At 56.2% G+C, this 16,201-nt stretch carries 16 protein-coding genes; 10 read left to right on the forward strand and 6 right to left on the reverse strand.

Annotated elements, in window-relative coordinates:
* The first annotated feature begins 95 nt into the window (after nt 1–95).
* The 3 genes from AC6IZD_RS03125 to AC6IZD_RS03135 all read left to right on the forward strand — a co-directional run bounded on the left by AC6IZD_RS03125 (nt 96) and on the right by AC6IZD_RS03135 (nt 3,219).
* Complete coding sequence (locus tag AC6IZD_RS03125; protein ID WP_497786223.1) at nt 96–1,361, forward strand: ornithine cyclodeaminase, nickel-pincer nucleotide-dependent; 1,266 nt, start codon at nt 96–98, stop codon at nt 1,359–1,361.
* 92 nt (nt 1,362–1,453) lie between these two features.
* Complete coding sequence (locus AC6IZD_RS03130; RefSeq protein ID WP_497786224.1) at nt 1,454–1,699, forward strand: hypothetical protein; 246 nt, start codon at nt 1,454–1,456, stop codon at nt 1,697–1,699.
* Between the two features lie 260 nt (nt 1,700–1,959).
* Entirely contained in the window at nt 1,960–3,219 is a 1,260-nt protein-coding gene (locus tag AC6IZD_RS03135) for a Kelch repeat-containing protein (protein ID WP_497786225.1), read from the forward strand.
* A 51-nt stretch (nt 3,220–3,270) separates the two neighbouring features.
* Here AC6IZD_RS03135 and AC6IZD_RS03140 read toward each other — a convergent pair whose 3' ends face one another.
* A complete protein-coding gene (locus AC6IZD_RS03140) occupies nt 3,271–3,996 on the reverse strand; it encodes an LrgB family protein (RefSeq protein ID WP_497786226.1) in 726 nt (241 codons plus the stop codon).
* A complete protein-coding gene (locus AC6IZD_RS03145) occupies nt 3,989–4,339 on the reverse strand; it encodes a CidA/LrgA family protein (RefSeq protein WP_497786227.1) in 351 nt (116 codons plus the stop codon). Before AC6IZD_RS03145 ends, AC6IZD_RS03140 begins: the two co-directional genes overlap by 8 nt.
* 166 nt (nt 4,340–4,505) lie before the next feature.
* Between AC6IZD_RS03145 and AC6IZD_RS03150 the strand changes: the two genes are divergently transcribed.
* Nucleotides 4,506–5,447, forward strand: coding sequence for a branched-chain amino acid transaminase (locus tag AC6IZD_RS03150; protein ID WP_497786228.1), 942 nt, complete (start codon nt 4,506–4,508; stop codon nt 5,445–5,447).
* 51 nt (nt 5,448–5,498) lie between these two features.
* On the opposite strand, the gene AC6IZD_RS03155 is transcribed toward AC6IZD_RS03150, so the two are convergent.
* Entirely contained in the window at nt 5,499–6,968 is a 1,470-nt protein-coding gene (locus tag AC6IZD_RS03155) for a cytochrome P450 (RefSeq protein ID WP_497786229.1), read from the reverse strand.
* A 28-nt stretch (nt 6,969–6,996) separates the two neighbouring features.
* Nucleotides 6,997–7,374: a hypothetical protein gene (locus AC6IZD_RS03160; protein WP_497786230.1), complete on the reverse strand. Its 378-nt coding sequence runs from the start codon at nt 7,372–7,374 to the stop codon at nt 6,997–6,999.
* Nucleotides 7,375–7,608: 234 nt separating this feature from the next.
* Here AC6IZD_RS03160 and AC6IZD_RS03165 point away from each other — a divergent pair, with 234 nt between their 5' ends.
* The 4 genes from AC6IZD_RS03165 to AC6IZD_RS03180 all read left to right on the forward strand — a co-directional run bounded on the left by AC6IZD_RS03165 (nt 7,609) and on the right by AC6IZD_RS03180 (nt 10,742).
* Nucleotides 7,609–8,730 carry a type IV pilus twitching motility protein PilT gene (locus AC6IZD_RS03165; protein WP_497786231.1) on the forward strand — a complete coding sequence of 374 codons (1,122 nt, stop codon included), beginning with the start codon at nt 7,609–7,611 and terminating at the stop codon, nt 8,728–8,730.
* Nucleotides 8,731–8,860: 130 nt separating this feature from the next.
* Nucleotides 8,861–9,340, forward strand: coding sequence for an outer membrane beta-barrel protein (locus tag AC6IZD_RS03170; protein WP_497786232.1), 480 nt, complete (start codon nt 8,861–8,863; stop codon nt 9,338–9,340).
* 95 nt (nt 9,341–9,435) lie between these two features.
* Nucleotides 9,436–10,008: a regulatory protein RecX gene (locus tag AC6IZD_RS03175; protein WP_497786233.1), complete on the forward strand. Its 573-nt coding sequence runs from the start codon at nt 9,436–9,438 to the stop codon at nt 10,006–10,008.
* Nucleotides 10,005–10,742: a DNA-3-methyladenine glycosylase family protein gene (locus AC6IZD_RS03180; protein ID WP_497786234.1), complete on the forward strand. Its 738-nt coding sequence runs from the start codon at nt 10,005–10,007 to the stop codon at nt 10,740–10,742. The genes AC6IZD_RS03175 and AC6IZD_RS03180 overlap by 4 nt, the downstream gene beginning before the upstream one ends.
* 16 nt (nt 10,743–10,758) lie before the next feature.
* Here the strand turns inward: AC6IZD_RS03180 and AC6IZD_RS03185 are convergent, their stop codons facing one another.
* Entirely contained in the window at nt 10,759–11,154 is a 396-nt protein-coding gene (locus AC6IZD_RS03185; protein WP_497786235.1) for a hypothetical protein, read from the reverse strand.
* A 24-nt stretch (nt 11,155–11,178) separates the two neighbouring features.
* A complete protein-coding gene (locus AC6IZD_RS03190) occupies nt 11,179–12,015 on the reverse strand; it encodes a PilZ domain-containing protein (protein ID WP_497786236.1) in 837 nt (278 codons plus the stop codon).
* A gap of 243 nt (nt 12,016–12,258) precedes the next feature.
* Here AC6IZD_RS03190 and alaS point away from each other — a divergent pair, with 243 nt between their 5' ends.
* On the forward strand, nt 12,259–14,961 hold the full coding sequence (gene alaS / locus AC6IZD_RS03195) for an alanine--tRNA ligase (RefSeq protein WP_497786237.1): 2,703 nt from the start codon (nt 12,259–12,261) through the stop codon (nt 14,959–14,961).
* Nucleotides 14,962–15,260: 299 nt separating this feature from the next.
* Entirely contained in the window at nt 15,261–16,175 is a 915-nt protein-coding gene (locus AC6IZD_RS03200; RefSeq protein ID WP_497786238.1) for a lytic transglycosylase domain-containing protein, read from the forward strand.
* Nucleotides 16,176–16,201 lie beyond the last annotated feature (26 nt).

Genomic DNA, 16,201 nt, shown 5'->3' on the forward strand with positions numbered 1-16,201 from the left:
AACAATATGCATTGAACGATTTGTAGTTAATGACTGGCAGCACAGATTCAGGTTTTTCGTTTGACCTTGGCCAGCTGTGCGGATGAAAAGGACTCATGACATCATTCACCGAAGAAGTCACTCTTGAAGGTCACATCATCGATTCGTGGACGCTTCCACGCGCCTTCGACACCATCATGGACATGGGCGGAACCTTTGATGTTGAGGAGATTCAAGTTGGCCGCGCCAAGGACGAAGTCTCCTTCGCACGCCTCAAGGTTCACGCCGGCAGCGAGAAGAAGCTCGAAGCCATCCTGCTGGCGCTGCAGACGTATGGTGCCGTGCTCGCCTCACGTGCCGACGTTTCCTCCAAGCCTGCTCCTGCGGATGGCATCCTGCCGCCAGACTTTTACTCCACAACGCACTTGCCCACGCAGGTTCGCCTCAATGGGCGCTGGATCAACGTGCAGAACACGGAGATGGATCTCGCCATCGTTGTCAGCCCGGCGTATTCCGAAGCGCGCATGATTCCCGCCTCCGCAATATGCAAAGGCGAACTTGTCGTGGTTGGCCACGAAGGCATCCGCGTGCTGCCGCCTGAGCGTTCGCGCGATCGCGAAGTGTTCAGCTTCATGGGAAGCAACGTTTCGTCTGAGCATCCGAAGCGTCTTGTCATCGAAGAGATCGCGAAGCAAATGCGTGAAACCCGCGCCAAGGGCGGCAAGATTCTGATCGTTGCTGGACCTGCGATTGTGCACAGTGGCGCAGGCCCGCACCTTGCCAAGTTGATACGTGACGGTTTCGTGCAGGTTCTTTTTGGAGGCAATGCCATTGCGACGCACGATGTAGAGAGCGTGTTGTTCGGCACCTCACTCGGCGTCTGCCTGCGCAATGGCCGCCCTGTGCCGGGCGGACATCGCAATCACATGGCTGCGATCAATGCTGTACGCGCCGTTGGATCGCTTCGCGACGCGGTCGAGAGTGGCGTTCTCAAAGAAGGCATCATGTACGAGTGCGTTAAGAATAACGTCGAACTCGTGCTCGCCGGATCGGTTCGCGATGACGGCCCGATGCCCGACGTGATCACTGACACGGCGAAGGCTCAAGTCAAGATGCGCAAGGCGATCGAAGGTGTGGACATGGTGCTAATGATTGCCACCATGCTTCACTCGATTGCGACCGGGAACATGTTGAAAGCGGCGGTGAAGGTAGTCGCTGTTGACATCAATCCTGCAGTAGTGACGAAGCTCGCTGATCGCGGAACGTTCCAGGCGCTAGGACTGGTTACCGATGCTGAGTTGTTCGTTCGCGAGTTGGCCAACGCAATCGAAGCGCAGGAGAAGCAGGAAACGCCCGAGTTGTTGGAAACCGAAACGCTGTAGAGGAGACTCGCTGTCAGCAGCAACGCCCCCGGTGCTTGGGGGCGTTTTCTGTTGGAGGATTGAGCTCATGCCAGCTAATTGCGCCGGAGAGAATGGTTCGATACAGTCTTGTGATGGCTGGCTTGGTCGACGTGTTGGGAAACGTAGTACGCGTGCGCTGGTTCGCCAGTTCGTTCGTGCTCATGGCGACTACTCTCGCCCTTCTGGTGTGGGCGCCCGGAATTGAATGGCGATGGACACGCCTCTTTGTCCGCGTCGTCGGAGCACTGCTCATCGTGTTCGTGGTTATCATCGTCGGCTTCGGAATGCTGTTCGGGCATGGCCCTTCGATGAGGTAAATTGACATTCCCCTGATGGGAGCTGAATATGTGTCCGTCTGCTCTCAGGGGGCTTTATGCAAGCATTGCGGCCTTGCTTCAGAGACGTGCCGAAACGACCAGCAATATTTCACGCCTTAGCTGTCCTGTTTCTCCTTCTTACTTGTGCTTGTGGTGGCGGTTCATTCACGGTTACGACAAATCCCTCCAACTCTGTCTCTTGGACCTGGATAGGTGGCAGTACTACGCCGAACGCTCAGGGTGTGTACGGTGTAAAAGGCGTGGCTGGGGCAAATAACTTTCCGGGTGCACGCGACTGTTCCCTAAGCTGGGCCGATTCGAGTGGCAATCTCTGGATGTTCGGTGGTGCTGCTGCCGATGCGTCCACTGGGTTGCAAGCCTTGCTAAATGACCTCTGGAAGTACAATCCCGCCTTGAACGCGTGGACTTGGGTCAGCGGGAGCAATGTGCCCGGCGCGCTAGGAATGTACGGAACACGGAACGTGCCGAACGCGAATAATGCTCCGGGGGCACGTGCTTGCGCGGTTGGGTGGACCGACTCCGCAGGACGCTTTTGGTTGTTCGGCGGACTTGCAGTGGATTCCGCGGGTGGTGCCGCCGCTTCTTTGAATGATCTCTGGCAATTTGATCCGGCGACGAAGAACTGGACATGGATAGCTGGCAGCAATATGGCTTCCGCAGCAGGGGATTATGGAACGAACGGAATTGCCTCCCCCTCCAACGTTCCAGGTGCGCGCTCGGGCGCTGTAGGTTGGACTGATGCGGCTGGGAATTTCTGGTTGTTCGGAGGTCATGGCGTGGATGCCAGCGGAGCAAGTGGCGACCTGAATGACCTCTGGGAGTTTAGCCCCACTACCAAGATGTGGACGTGGATTAGCGGAAGCTCCGTCGCATATTCGCAAGGCACGTTTGGGACAAAGGGCGTTCCCGGGACAGCGAATGTTCCGCCTCCACGATATTTGGCCAGCGGTTGGGGCGATTCCGATGGAAACATTTGGATATTTGGCGGCGCAAGTACAACCAGCGACACCTCACCACTTGTGCCTATGAATGACCTTTGGAGATTCAACCCCACCTCAAAATCGTGGACTTGGATGAGCGGTAGCAACCTACACAATGCGCCCGGAGTGTATGGCACCAAGGGCTTCTCTGCAGATTCCAATGTCCCCGGCGCACGTTCAGGCGCGGCAGCCTGGACTGACAGTAGCGGGAACTTTTGGATGTTCGGAGGCTCGGGATTCGATTCGACTGGGACGAACACGGTAATGAACGATGTTTGGAAGTACTCTCGGGTCAACAATACGTGGACGTGGGTGAGCGGTAGCAATGTTGGGCTCAGCGCGGCAGTTTATGGTACGAAGGGTGTTGCGAGCATAAGCAATGCTCCTGCGGCCACGACCAGCCCTGCGACTTGGGTCGATACAAGTGGCAAGTTCTGGATGTGCGGTGGCGTTTCTTTCGTAGGTAATGGACAGGGTTCGGGACTGAACAACCTGCTATGGAATTTCAATCCTGAGTAATCAAAAGCCCCACTCACTGAGTGGGGCCATGTGTTTCTGCTGGTCGTGCTTCTAGATGGCGTGAATGCCGTGCCAGTTGTGTCCTGACATCATTCTGAGGAACCATGGCACAAACATTGCCAGCGCCGAAACGGTCATACCAGCAACGGCCATGGCAAGCGAAGCTGTCGAGGCTTGCAGTTCGTGCTCTTTTAGCAAACGCGCTGTACCAAAGCCATGCGATGAGGTTCCCATTGCGGCGCCCATAGCGAGATCGTGTTTTACTCCGAAGAAGCGCAGAATCTCCGGCCCCATCAGGTTTCCAATCACTCCCGTCACCAGCGCCATGGCTGCTGCAATCTCAGGCAGCCCGTGCAACTCCCGCGCAATGTCCATCGCGATAGGCGTTGTCACCGACTTCGGCACTGCGCTCGCGATGAATTCCTTTGGCGCGCCCATCAGAGCGGCGCAGATCGCAGCGGTAAGCATGCCCACGGCAGAGCCCACGCCGATAGCCAACGAAAGCGGCACGGCGGATTCTTTAAGCTTTTTGCCATTCTTGTACACAGGCACGCCAAGTGCGACGACGGCCGGGCCGAGCAGATAGGTGATCATGTCGCCGCCGACTGCATAGTTCTCGACCGGAACATGCATCAGTTTCACGGTCAGCATCAGGCCTACGCAGGTGGTCACCAGCGGATGAGCCCACGTCAATTTCTTATGGAGCAGCAGTCCTGCTGCGTAGAGCAGAATCGTGAGGCCCGCACCGAAGACGGGGGAGGCTGTAAATTCATTCATTTGCCGGTGCGCTCTTTCTGTGTAGCAGGAAATCTGCCACGACACCCGTAGTCACCATAACGGCCAGCGTGCTCACTAGGATGCTCACTGCCAGCGCTGCCCAATTTGCCTTAATGATTGGAGCCAGTCGCATGGTCAGCACCGTCATTGGCACGAAGAACAGCAACATATGCTTCAGCAACAAGTTCGTGGTCGATTCCACCCACTCGACCTTGATCCATCCCAAAAAGAGGGAGGCCGTAAACATCAACAACCCCAACACGGCCCCCGGCATGGGAACGCCGAGCGCGTGAACGACCGTGCCGGCAAATTGAAACGCAGTAAGTATTGCAAAACCCCGCATGACTACTATGCTAACGCGCTATATACGTCACCTCTCATTAGTAATTCCTATAGGTGCTATGAAGAATTTCGACACTTAGCCCGAAGCGGCAATCTGATGGGCACATCGGCCTTCACCCTGTTCTATAATTGGATCCATTCGTTGCACTATTGAGGAGCGCGCACAAATGCCCATGAAACCTACTGAAAAGATCTGGCACAACGGCAAGCTGATCAATTGGGATGACGCAAAGATTCATGTCATGGCCCACGTTGTGAATTATGGGTCTTCTGTTTTTGAGGGCGTACGTTGCTATGAACTGCCGAGTGGTCCCGCTATTTTCCGCGCGCAGGAACACATGCAGCGCCTGCTCGACTCGGCCAAAATCTACCGCATTCCGGTGTCCTTCACCTGCCAGCAGTTGATTGATGGCATGATCGAAACCATCTCTGCCAATGGCGTTTGGCCCTGCTACATCCGTCCGCTCATCGTTCGTGGCTACGGCGAAATCGGCGTCAATCCGATCGGCGTACCGACGGAGTGCTACATCGCTAACTATCCTTGGGGCAAGTACCTGGGCGGCACAGAGGACGTGGGCGTAGATGTCTGCGTTTCTTCGTGGACGCGTCTTGCGCCGAATACCTTGCCCGCAATGGCCAAGGCTGGCGCAAACTACATGAATTCGCAGTTGATCAAGATGGAAGCGGTGCTCAACGGCTATGTCGAAGGCATCGCGCTCGATGCAAATGGCTACGTCAGCGAAGGATCCGGCGAAAACCTGTTCCTCGTCCGCAATGGAAAGCTGATCACGCCTCCGCTCGGCAACTCGGTACTTGCGGGCATCACGCGTGACTCGATTCTGCGCATTGCCGAAGACCTCAAGATTCCCGCTGTCGAGCAGCAGATTCCGCGCGAACTGCTGTACGTTGCGGACGAAGTCTTCTTCACTGGAACGGCCGCAGAGATCACTCCGATTCGCTCGGTGGACAAGATCACGGTCGCCGATGGTCAGGTTGGCCCGATCACGAAGGCGATCCGCAGCGAACTGTTCAGCATCTTCAATGGAACCAAGCCCGATCGCTACAACTGGCTTACTCCGGTACCGGTTCGGCAGAAGGTCGGCGCATAATCTGCGTTACAAAAGAAACGAAGGCCCCACTTGCTGGGGCCTTTGATTTTGCTAACGAGATTGCACTGTCATGGGCATCCCTCCTCGGGGCCTCAGTGTAAACAGCGCTTCCGGAACAACCTCATGCCGATCGTCATGTCGCAGTTTCCAGCGCTGTGCCAGAGTGGCAACTACCAGCACCCCTTCCATCCAGGCGAGTGACTCGCCAATGCATTGCCGGGGTCCCGTGCCAAACGGAAAATACGTTCCCCTCACTCTCGCAGCTTTTGCCGCCACATTGTGGCGCTCGGGGTCGAACCTCAGTGGGTCAGGGAAGTACCGGGCATCTCGATGCATGATGAATTGGCTGGCCAGCACGGTGGTTCCTGCAGGCAGCTTGTACTCGCCCAACTCAAATTCACTTAAGGCCTGACGACCCATTGCCCAGGCGGGAGGATACAGCCGCATGGATTCTGCCAGCACCATCTCCGTGTACCGCAATTGCGCGACGTCTTCGAACACGGGGAGCCGTCCTCCGAGCACGCGATCGATCTCCTCGTGCATCTTTGACTCGGCGTCGGGGTTTTGCGATAGCAGGTACCACGTCCACGTCAGCGCAATGGCCACGGTTTCGTATCCGGCGAGTATGACGGTCATTACCTGGTCGCGCACCTGCTCGTCGCTCCAGCGGTTTGTTTTCTGAGTGTCCAGCAACATCGACAGCAGATCCGTTCCGGTTGCGTCGCGATCACGCAATCGATGTTCGGAGATCAGTCGATCGATGGCCTGGTGCAGCTTCGCGCGCGCATGTACAAACTTCCGAAGCGGAGTGAATGGAATGTGCAGCAGAAAACGTATTCCCGGCAGAAGGACGACGGCGTTATACACGTCCATGATGTCGGCCATGGCGCGGTTGAGTGCGTGTACTTCGTCTCCAAGATCGGTGCGGAACACCGTTGCGCCCACGATGCCCAACGCCAATGTCATCATCTCTCGATGCAGGTCGTGCTGTTCACCATCGTGCCAGCTATCTCGTAGCTGCACCGCTCGACGCACGATTTCAGCGGCATGTGTCGTGATCTTCTGCCGATGAAATGCCGGAGCCGATGCCTGCCGCTCCTGCTTGTGAGTAGCTCCATCGGCAGTGATCATGCCTTCGCCGAGCAGCAACTTGGCCCGTTGCTGAGTGCGCTCTTTGACAAAGTTCGCATGTTGCACGATGAAGACTTCGCGGATGTATTCCGGATGATTGAGAAAAACGATGTGTCGCCGTCCCAGCTTGTAATGCGCAATATCGCCGTATTTCGCTGCGAGGTTCTTGAAATGCGCGATGGGGTCGACCCAGCGCTTTTGCTTGAGTACGGAACTCAGCAGGTTGACGCCCGGTCCGGGAGGCAGTCGCAGTTCTGAGTTCTGCGCCTGCTTTCCTTTCACCACATCTTGGATATTCGTAGCCATCAGCCATATAGATGCGGCAGTTGGATCTGTTGTCTCAGCCGCTTCGGCCTGAGCCGAATGCAGAAAGCCCTCCTGTACACGCAACAGGACTCTCAATCAAAACTATTGAGCGCTATTCGCGTCTGGGCTGCATTTCCTTGGGCAGGATTTCTTTCAGCGCCCAGTCCACTCTTTCGAACGCGTCCGAGGTGCCTCGCCGACACTTCGGACAAAGCATCTGCGTGTTGATGATCACCTGCATAGAGTTCCGCACATGATGGTTGAGTTCATCCACCGCCGCTTTCAGCTTAGCTTCATAGCGACGTCTGAACGCCCCATGGATCCAGACCACTACAAATCCCATCACCAGGCCGAGCAGGAACTCATCGAACAGAGTTGCCTCAAGGTTGATCCCGGCGGTTCGTATCAATGGCCGGAGTAGGGCGCCTTCTGCAACATTCATCACCGTGACTGCTGCTACTATCGCCAGCCGTATTCCCCACAAGCGCATGCACACAGCCTATCGCGTTCCCACTTCTTCTGTGGCGCGAAAACGCGCCTGAAGGCCCTACTTTGCCTTACTTCTAATACGCGCCAACTCCGCGGAACCCCTTACTCGACGTGGCTGCAGATGAGGCATCTCGCTCATATCCCGGGCATTGCGGTCTAGGTCCTATAGTTCATTGCACGTGTTTGTTCAACGTGTTAAGTTTCGATGTACTCTCGTTCCAGAAGAGATGATTCCATGACGATCGATGACCTTTTGCGCATAGCCGTCGAGAGGAAGGCGAGTGACCTTCACCTCAAGGTTGGCAACTATCCTCATGTGCGCGTCGATGGTGAACTGGTTCCCCTTACCGAGCAGCCTCGCATCACCGGCGAAGACATGCTGAACATGGCGTTCAGCATGATGTCGAACCGCCAGAAGCAGAAATTTAAGGAGTGCGCCGAAATCGACCTTGCTTACGGCGCCGCAGGCCTCGGACGCTTTCGTGTGAACGTGTTCCAGCAGCGTGGCAATGTCGGTATTGTGCTCCGCGTGATCCCCACCAAGATTCGAGCCCTTGAAGAGCTTTACCTGCCTGCGGTTACCGAGCGCATCTGTGAAGAAGCTCGCGGGCTGGTGCTGGTAACCGGAGTTACCGGTTCCGGCAAATCGACTACGCTCGCGGCCATGGTGGATCGCATCAACTCTTCGCGTCCCGAGCACATCATTACCATCGAGGACCCGATCGAGTTCCTGCATCGCGACAAGAAGGGCTTTGTCAATCAACGCGAAGTCGAAGTGGACACTCCCTCGTTCGGCAGCGCGCTCCGCGCCAGCCTTCGTCAGGATCCAGACGTCATCCTCGTCGGCGAAATGCGCGACCTTGAGACAATTTCAACGGCTCTGCACGCCGCCGAAACCGGCCACATGGTATTCAGCACTCTGCATACGCTAGATGCTGTTGAAACTATCAACCGCATTATTGCTGTCTTCCCTCCTCCCGAGCAGAAGCAGATTCGTCTGCAACTTGCGGCCACGTTGCGCGCCATCATCAGCCAGCGTCTCGTCAAGCGCTGCGACGGAGCTGGCCGCGTGCCCGCGTGTGAGGTGCTGATCTCCACGGCTTATATTCGCGAGTGCATCACCGTTCCCGAAAAGACTCGTCAAATCAAGGAAGCTTTGCAGCAGGGCACTTCGCAATACGGAATGCAGACCTTCGATCAATCGCTTTACGATCTGTTGCAAAAGGGGCTCATCTCTTACGAAACCGCAATCGAGAACGCGAGCAATCCGGATGATTTCAAGCTGCGCGTGCAAGGCATCTCTGGTACGGCGGAATCCACTCGCGACCAACTCTCGCAGCAGATAGGCCGCTTCTAGCCGAGTTCAATGTTTTTCTTGCAGTGTTGTCTCCTTTGAGGCTCTCGGCCTCAAAGGAAGGCAGCCTCGCGTCACGAATCTCCTTCTTAGTGCACAAGCCCCGAAGCACGGGAGAGATAGGAGATTCGAAATGCGCAAGCTGGCATTTCTGTTCGTGTGTGTTGCTATGTTCGCGGTTACGGCACATGCACAAGACGCTAGAGGCCCCGAAGCCTACTTTGGCTATTCACATTTCACATCTGGCAAGAATGGATGGAACGGCATGCTCGGTTACCACATCGACAGGAACTTCGATCTGGATGCCGATTTTGGCGGCTACTACAGCCATGAGAACAGCATTCATTCCTTTATGTTCGGCCCCAAGTTTCAGGCGACGCGTCGTCGGCGTGGTTTCGAGCCATGGGGGCACATTCTGGTGGGAGGCTCGCACGTTAGCAATCTGAGCGGCGCCTCCGACACGGCGTTTTCCTGGGCGGTAGGCGGAGGATTAGACAGCAAGACCCGCAACGGACTTGGATTGCGTCTTTCCGCCGACGCCTTTCACACCCATTTCTACGACAATGGAGACTGGCATCTGCGCATTGGCGCCGGTGTGTTTTATCGCTTCTAAGGTCGGCCTGGGCTGGCTTCGCCTCTGAGGTCAGCCACGGTCCCTTCCTTAGCCGCTTGATAATTTCCCGCCGCGAGCCGACACTGTTTCTTGCGATGGCGTGGAAGAAGAGCGCGGTCAAGAAGCAATACACCGAGGAGAGCCTCTACGAGTACGCGGTCGGCGCGTTAGCGCGTCGCATGCGCACGGTCGCGGAACTGAAGCGCCTGATGCGCACTCGCGCTGGGCATCAGCCTGACGTGGAAGCGCTGGTCGAAGCCGTCACCGAGCGCCTGAAGCAGCAGCGCTACCTCAACGACACCAGCTATGCTTCATCGTACTCGGCCATTCGGCGAGACACCGAGAAGTTCGGACGTCTCCGGGTCATCCAGGATCTCCGTGTCAAGGGCGTCCACCCAGACGTGATCGAGAAAACTGTTGGCGAGACCTACAGCGAAATCGACGAACGCACGTTAGCTCAGCAATTCATCGAGCGGAAGCGCCTGAAGCAGCCAACCGACCAGAAATCCGCAGCTCGCATTTTTCGCATGATGGTCCGCGCTGGGTTTTCTTCCCGCGCCATCATTCACCTGTTACGCAACTGGAAAGTTGAAGACGAAACCCTCTCCGCCCTTGAGCAGGAGCGCGAGAGCGCCGAGTCCGCTCCACTTACCGAGGATGAACTGTGAGTTCGAAAGCGAATTCTGATTGGAACGAGGCACTCGAACATCTTTCTGCTGCTGACCCTAAACTTGCCGCACTCATCGCGCAGGTTGGGCCCTGCACGTTGGAGATACCGCACCACTTCAGCATTTTTTATTCGTTAGCTCGCTCCATCATCTATCAGCAACTCGCCGGAGCCGCTGCCTCGGCCATCATGGGACGCGTCGAAGCCCTGTTCCCAAAAGACGGAATGACTCCCGAAGCGCTGCTGGCCAAGGATGACGCCAAGTTGCGTGCCGCAGGACTGTCGCAGAACAAACTCCTGGCCTTGCGCGACCTCGCTGCCAAGTGTCTTGATGGCACTGTCCCGGACAAGCACGACTTAGCGGAAATGAGTGACGACGAAATCATAGAGAGGGTATCGCAGGTTCGAGGCATCGGCCGATGGACAGTCGAAATGATGCTGATATTCCGCCTCGGGCGTCCGAACGTGCTGCCGGTCGATGACTACGGCGTGCGCAAGGGCATGCAACGTCTTTACAAAATGCGCGAGTTGCCGACGAAGGAAGCCATGCGGCGTCGTGCGCGCAAGTGGCACCCCTGGTGTTCCATCGCAAGCTGGTACATGTGGCGTTGTGCCGAACTCCCCGGTCCCAAGCCGCGGAAAGCCGCGAAGAAATCGGCAATGAAGAAAGCGGCGACAAAAAAGGCTGCAACAAAGAAAGCGGCCCGCAAACGGGCCGCGAAGAAAACTAGTTAGAGCTAACCCATGCGAGTTACTTCAACACCACATCGAAAGTCGCTCTGCACTTCACATCCGGCTGAAACTCAACATTCGCCCACTTATCGTCTTTGCTGACGTAGATGTAGATCGGCTTTTTCGGAACTTCAGGCAGCTTCACAATTTTTGCCTGCCCGTTGACGCTGGTGTAGGTTTCCAAATCGAGCTTTTTAACCCCAAGAGCCCCGTACCGTATACGCGTGCTCACTTTGGCGTTAGACACTGGCTTGCCATCAGCTCCGGTGACATTGATTTGAGCCGAGCAGGTCCCCAGATCGGCGGAAATCTCGGTAGGAGGAATCTGAGCCGCGGTGTTTTGGGCAAAGCTGCTGATCGAACCACACACAACGAGACTAAACAGGGCTACGGCGGACAAAAATGAATTGCGCATGAAGTTAGCCTAACCCAGCTCTGCTTATCGCTGCACACTTTTCAGCACGGTAGCCAGATTCTCTTGTGCTTCGTTGAGCAGCGCGACCATCTGGGCGTCCACGAGAGTCCTGTCAATATCTAACCGCTCTCGCAATGCCACCACGAGTTGATGAATCTTCTCCATTTGGCCCTGAGCCCGGTGTTTCAGCGAGTTCGCATCTGTGTGATTCACCGCCAGCAGACGCAGGAGCCTATGCAGCTTTGCCTGACCGTCAAAGCCAAGATCGCACCACAGAAGTCCCATGCCCACCGCTGCCCGAGAGGAACGCACTTCGGCCACGGCATCAAACTGCACGCCGTTGATCGTGAATTGACCGCTAACGATGTCTCCCACGGGAGCCACATTCACGGTCTGGACGTAGCAGCCGCCCGCACCGATGTCGCGAACCGTGCCCCAGATGGGAGTCGGGAAAGCTGCCGAACGTAGAGAGACCGAACCGCCACAAGGGTATCGGTCATCGGATCGACGATCGCCAGTCGCCTCTTTGTGCATCTGGTCGCGCCACGGGCTCTTGCCCTTTTCGACGCAATGCAAGCCAGCCTGATATGTGCCATCGCGATTCGGCAGTGTCCATGCGACCTTGAATCGGCACTTGTCTCCGCCGCTTTGTAATCCCACGATGTCGCCAGGAGCAAGTTCTGCAGCGAGTCCAGTGACTCGCGCCCCGGACAGACTGATATCCAGTGTCATCGCCGCTTGGTGAAATGGCTTACCCTTGGCATCGATACCTAGTAAACGTATGTTTAGTGCCGCGGGCAGCCGATTTTCTCGGCGCTTCGGGGCAACGGCCTGACTACTGACTCCGACCGTAAGATCCATGACTGCCTCGCTATTTGCCTCAATTATCCGATTCGAGATAAAGATTGTCCCAAGAAATTGATGTTTCAGAAATCAGTGTTTTCTCTTGGCTGGTTACGAACGGCACAGTTTCCCAATCTGAAAGCGCAAGCATGGCAGGAATTTGGGGATGTTAAAATCATGTTTTCGTCTCCCTCCAAGCGTCTGCCGCGCATTTCTGCTAACGGCTTTGCGGCGCCCCGGGATTAATCGAAAGTGAAATAAATGCCTACCGGAAACGAAGTTCGAAGCATGTTCCTGGACTTTTTTGTCCAGAAGGGCCATCGCCAGGTGCACAGTTCCTCGCTGGTCCCCGCCAACGACCCCACCCTGCTGTTCACCAACGCGGGAATGAACCAGTTCAAGGACGTCTTCCTTGGTGCCGAAAAGCGCGACTATACGCGAGCGACCACCTCGCAAAAGTGCGTCCGTGCAGGCGGCAAGCACAACGATCTTGAAAACGTCGGCTTTACCAATCGTCACCACACATTCTTCGAAATGCTCGGCAATTTCAGCTTTGGCGACTATTTCAAGAAGGACGCAATCGCCTACGCGTGGGAACTGGTGACTTCGCCGAAGTGGTTCGGCATGTCGCCCGATAAGCTCTACGTCACCATCTTCAAGGGTGAGAACGGCGTTGCGCGCGACAGTGAAGCTTACGACTACTGGGTCAACGTTGGTGTGCGTCCCGAACGCATTTTCGAACTTGGCATGAAGGAAAATTTCTGGCAGATGGGCGATACCGGCCCCTGCGGTCCCTGTTCGGAGATCCACTATGATATGGGCATCGCTTCCAGCGACAAGCATCTGCCCGAGTGCGCCGCGGGTGAGTGCAAGTTCCCGTGCGAATGTGGCCGTTATGTCGAAATCTGGAACCTGGTCTTCATGCAGTTTGACCGTAGCTCCGAGGGTGTGCTGACGCCGCTGCCTAAGCCTTCCATTGACACCGGAGCTGGACTCGAACGCGTTACCGCCGTTCTGCAGAATGTCGTCAGCAACTACGACACCGACCTTTTCATTCCGCTGATCAAGCGCGCCGATGAACTTACCGCGACTGGCAACAAGAAGAGCAGGGAAGCGGGCGCCAATAGCGCCGCTTCGCTCCGTGTCATCGCCGACCACAGCCGCGCTGCCACATTCCTTATCAGTGATGGCATCGTTCCTGCCAATGAAGGACGCGGATACGTGCTGCGCAAAATTATTCGCCGTGCCATCCGGCACGGAAGACTTCTTGGGCAGACACAGCCGTTCCTGTACAAAATGGTGGACGCGGTCGTTGAAGAAATGAAGGGCGCATATCCGGAAATCGTTGAATCGGCGCCGCGCGTTGCCAAGGTCATCGAGACCGAAGAGACCCGCTTCGCCTCGACCGTCGCAATCGGACTCTCGAAATTGCAAGACCTGCTCGATCAGGCTGAGAACAATACCCTTTCGGGCAAAGAGGCATTCAAGCTCTACGACACGTTCGGTCTGCCACTCGACTTTATGTTTGACGCCGCTCGCGATCAGGGCATTACCTTTGATCAAGCTGGCTTCGACGCGGCAATGGAAGAGCAGCGCACAACGGCCCGAGCCAGTTGGAAGGGCGGTTCTCAGAAAACAGCCTCGCCAGTTTTCGCCTCACTTCCACAGACCGTGTTCGAGGGATATCGGCAGGAGCAGTCTCCGAATTGCGAAGTGGTAGCTCTGGTCGTCGACGGAAATGGCGTGCAACAGGTTGCTCCCGGTGAGCAAGCTGAGCTCGTCTTCGACCACACGCCGTTCTACGCTGAAAGCGGCGGACAGGTCGGCGATAAGGGCTGGCTCTATTCGGCGGATCGTACTGTGGTTGTCGCCGAAGTCGAGGGAGTTCACTCCCCGGTCCAAGGAGTGCGCGCGCATAAGATCACGGCACGCCAGCCGATCACTGTCGGCGATAAGCTGGTAGCCGTCGTTGATTCCGAACTGCGCTCGGCCACTCGTCGCCATCACACCGCGACGCACCTGCTGCACGCTGCGCTGCGCCAGGTTCTCGGAACTCACGTCAAGCAGGCGGGCTCGCTGGTTTCACCCAACTACCTACGCTTCGATTTCTCCCACTTCTCGTCGGTTTCTGATGAGGAGTTGCAGGAAATTGAGGACATCGCAAACCGCGAAGTGCTTCTTAATGTCCCGGTAAATACTCTGGAAGACGTGCCTATCGACGATGCGGTTCAGAAGTACAAGGCCATGGCGCTCTTCGGCGAAAAGTATGGCGAGCGCGTGCGCGTGCTGAAGATTGCCGACTTCTCGACCGAACTCTGCGGCGGCACTCATGTCTCCTCAACGGGCGAGATCGGCCTCATCAAGATCCTCAAGGAGGGAAGCGTCTCCAGCGGCGTGCGTCGTATCGAAGCCGTTGCCGGAGAGCAGTCCCTGCGTCATTTCCGTCAGGATCACGAACTAGAAGGCATGGTGTCCACCCTTGTCGGACGCAGCGATGTAAGTCCTGCCGTCGCTCTTAAGCAGGAACTTGATCGCCGCGAGGAAGAACTCAAGAAGCTGCGCAAGGAACTCGACCAAATACGCATGAAGTCCGCGGCTTCGGCTGTTGCCAGCGCCGATGACAACGTGAAGGAAGTGAAGGGCGTGAAGGTTCTGGCGCACCGTGCCGACAACCTCGATCGTCCCCAACTCCGCACGTTGGTCGATAACTTCCGCAACAAGATCGGCTCCGGCGTTGTCATCATCGGCTCAGTTACGGAAGGCAAGGTCGCTGTGATCGTCGGAGTGACAAAGGACTTAACCGCGAAGCTTCAGGCTGGCAAGATCGTGGGCCAAGTGGCAAAGAAGGTGGGTGGCTCCGGCGGTGGGCGTCCCGATATGGCCGAAGCCGGCGGAAAGAATCCAGAAGCACTCGATGAGGCGTTGAAAGACAGTTACGCCACAGTCGAATCGTTCATCAGCTAACAATGAACCATTCCGCGACACCACCTCTGCGCGAGAATCGCAGAGGTGGTGTTTTTATCTCAGTTCGAGTGCGTCTTGACAATGTCTCTGAACTGGCAGCTGCCCGTTAGCTTGCTCCGTCAGCACATGACCCGCCGTAACCCTCGCTTTTAGCTTTGTACGTGTTTTACCCCGTTCACTTCCTCGATTCCCTATGTCTCAATGATTGCTGTTGGCAACAGCGAGACTTATAATCCAGTCACTCTGGGTAAAGACTTTTTATTCGCGACCACCGCATCAGCACCGGTCTGATCCGGGTTATGACAGTGATGAGAATCGACGTGTGGACATCCCGAGTCATGGCGCGCCATCGCGTTCGTTCTATTGCAATGGCTTTTGCGCTAATGCCCTTGTCCACACTGCTCTCGGCGCAAGCCATCCAGTCCACATCCGAACATGGGCGTACGGTCTACACCAACGATGGCCCGGTAGAGCATAAGAGCACCGCTTCGAGTGCGTCCTCTTCTCACGCGACCGTGCGGCGCAAAACTACGTTGCTCTCCTATTGGAGCGATACAGAGCAGCGCTACAAAGTGATCCGATCCGCCACTCCAGCCGCCATGCGCTCCGCCCGAGTCGTCGCCGGAGAGGTTTCCAGCTTCATCGAGTCGCGACCTAAGCTCAACGGTTCAGCTCATGTCAGCGGTAAGCTGGCCGAGCAGGATCCAAACTATTCAGTCGCTGCCGATAATCGCCGTGTCACGGCGGCCGAAATTGATCGATATATTAACGACGCGGCTGCGCGCCATCGCATTGATCCTAATCTCGTTCGCGCGCTCATTAAGGTTGAGTCCAACTTTAATCCGCGTGCCCTCTCCAACAAAGGAGCGATGGGGTTGATGCAGTTGATGCCTGCGACGGCGCGCATGTATGACCTTCGCAATCCCTTTGACGCGGCTCAAAACGTCGATGCTGGAGTCCGGCATTTGAAGGGGCTACTGCAGAATTTCAATGGCAATGTTTCTTTATCGCTTGCGGCCTATAACGCAGGGCAGGGTGCTGTCGAGCGCAATGGAGGAATTCCGCCCTACACGGAAACTCGTAACTATGTGAAGCGCATCACCAATCTGATGGGCGGCGGTATCAGTACTGAAGTTCGCTACACAAGTTTGCAAATACCCATTCGCGTAACCCGCGACGAACGTGGCAAACTGTTTATCAGCAACACCGATTAATTCAACGTGTGTCAGTTGTGAAGGAA

It is taken from the genome of Koromonas humicola (genome assembly GCF_059726255.1).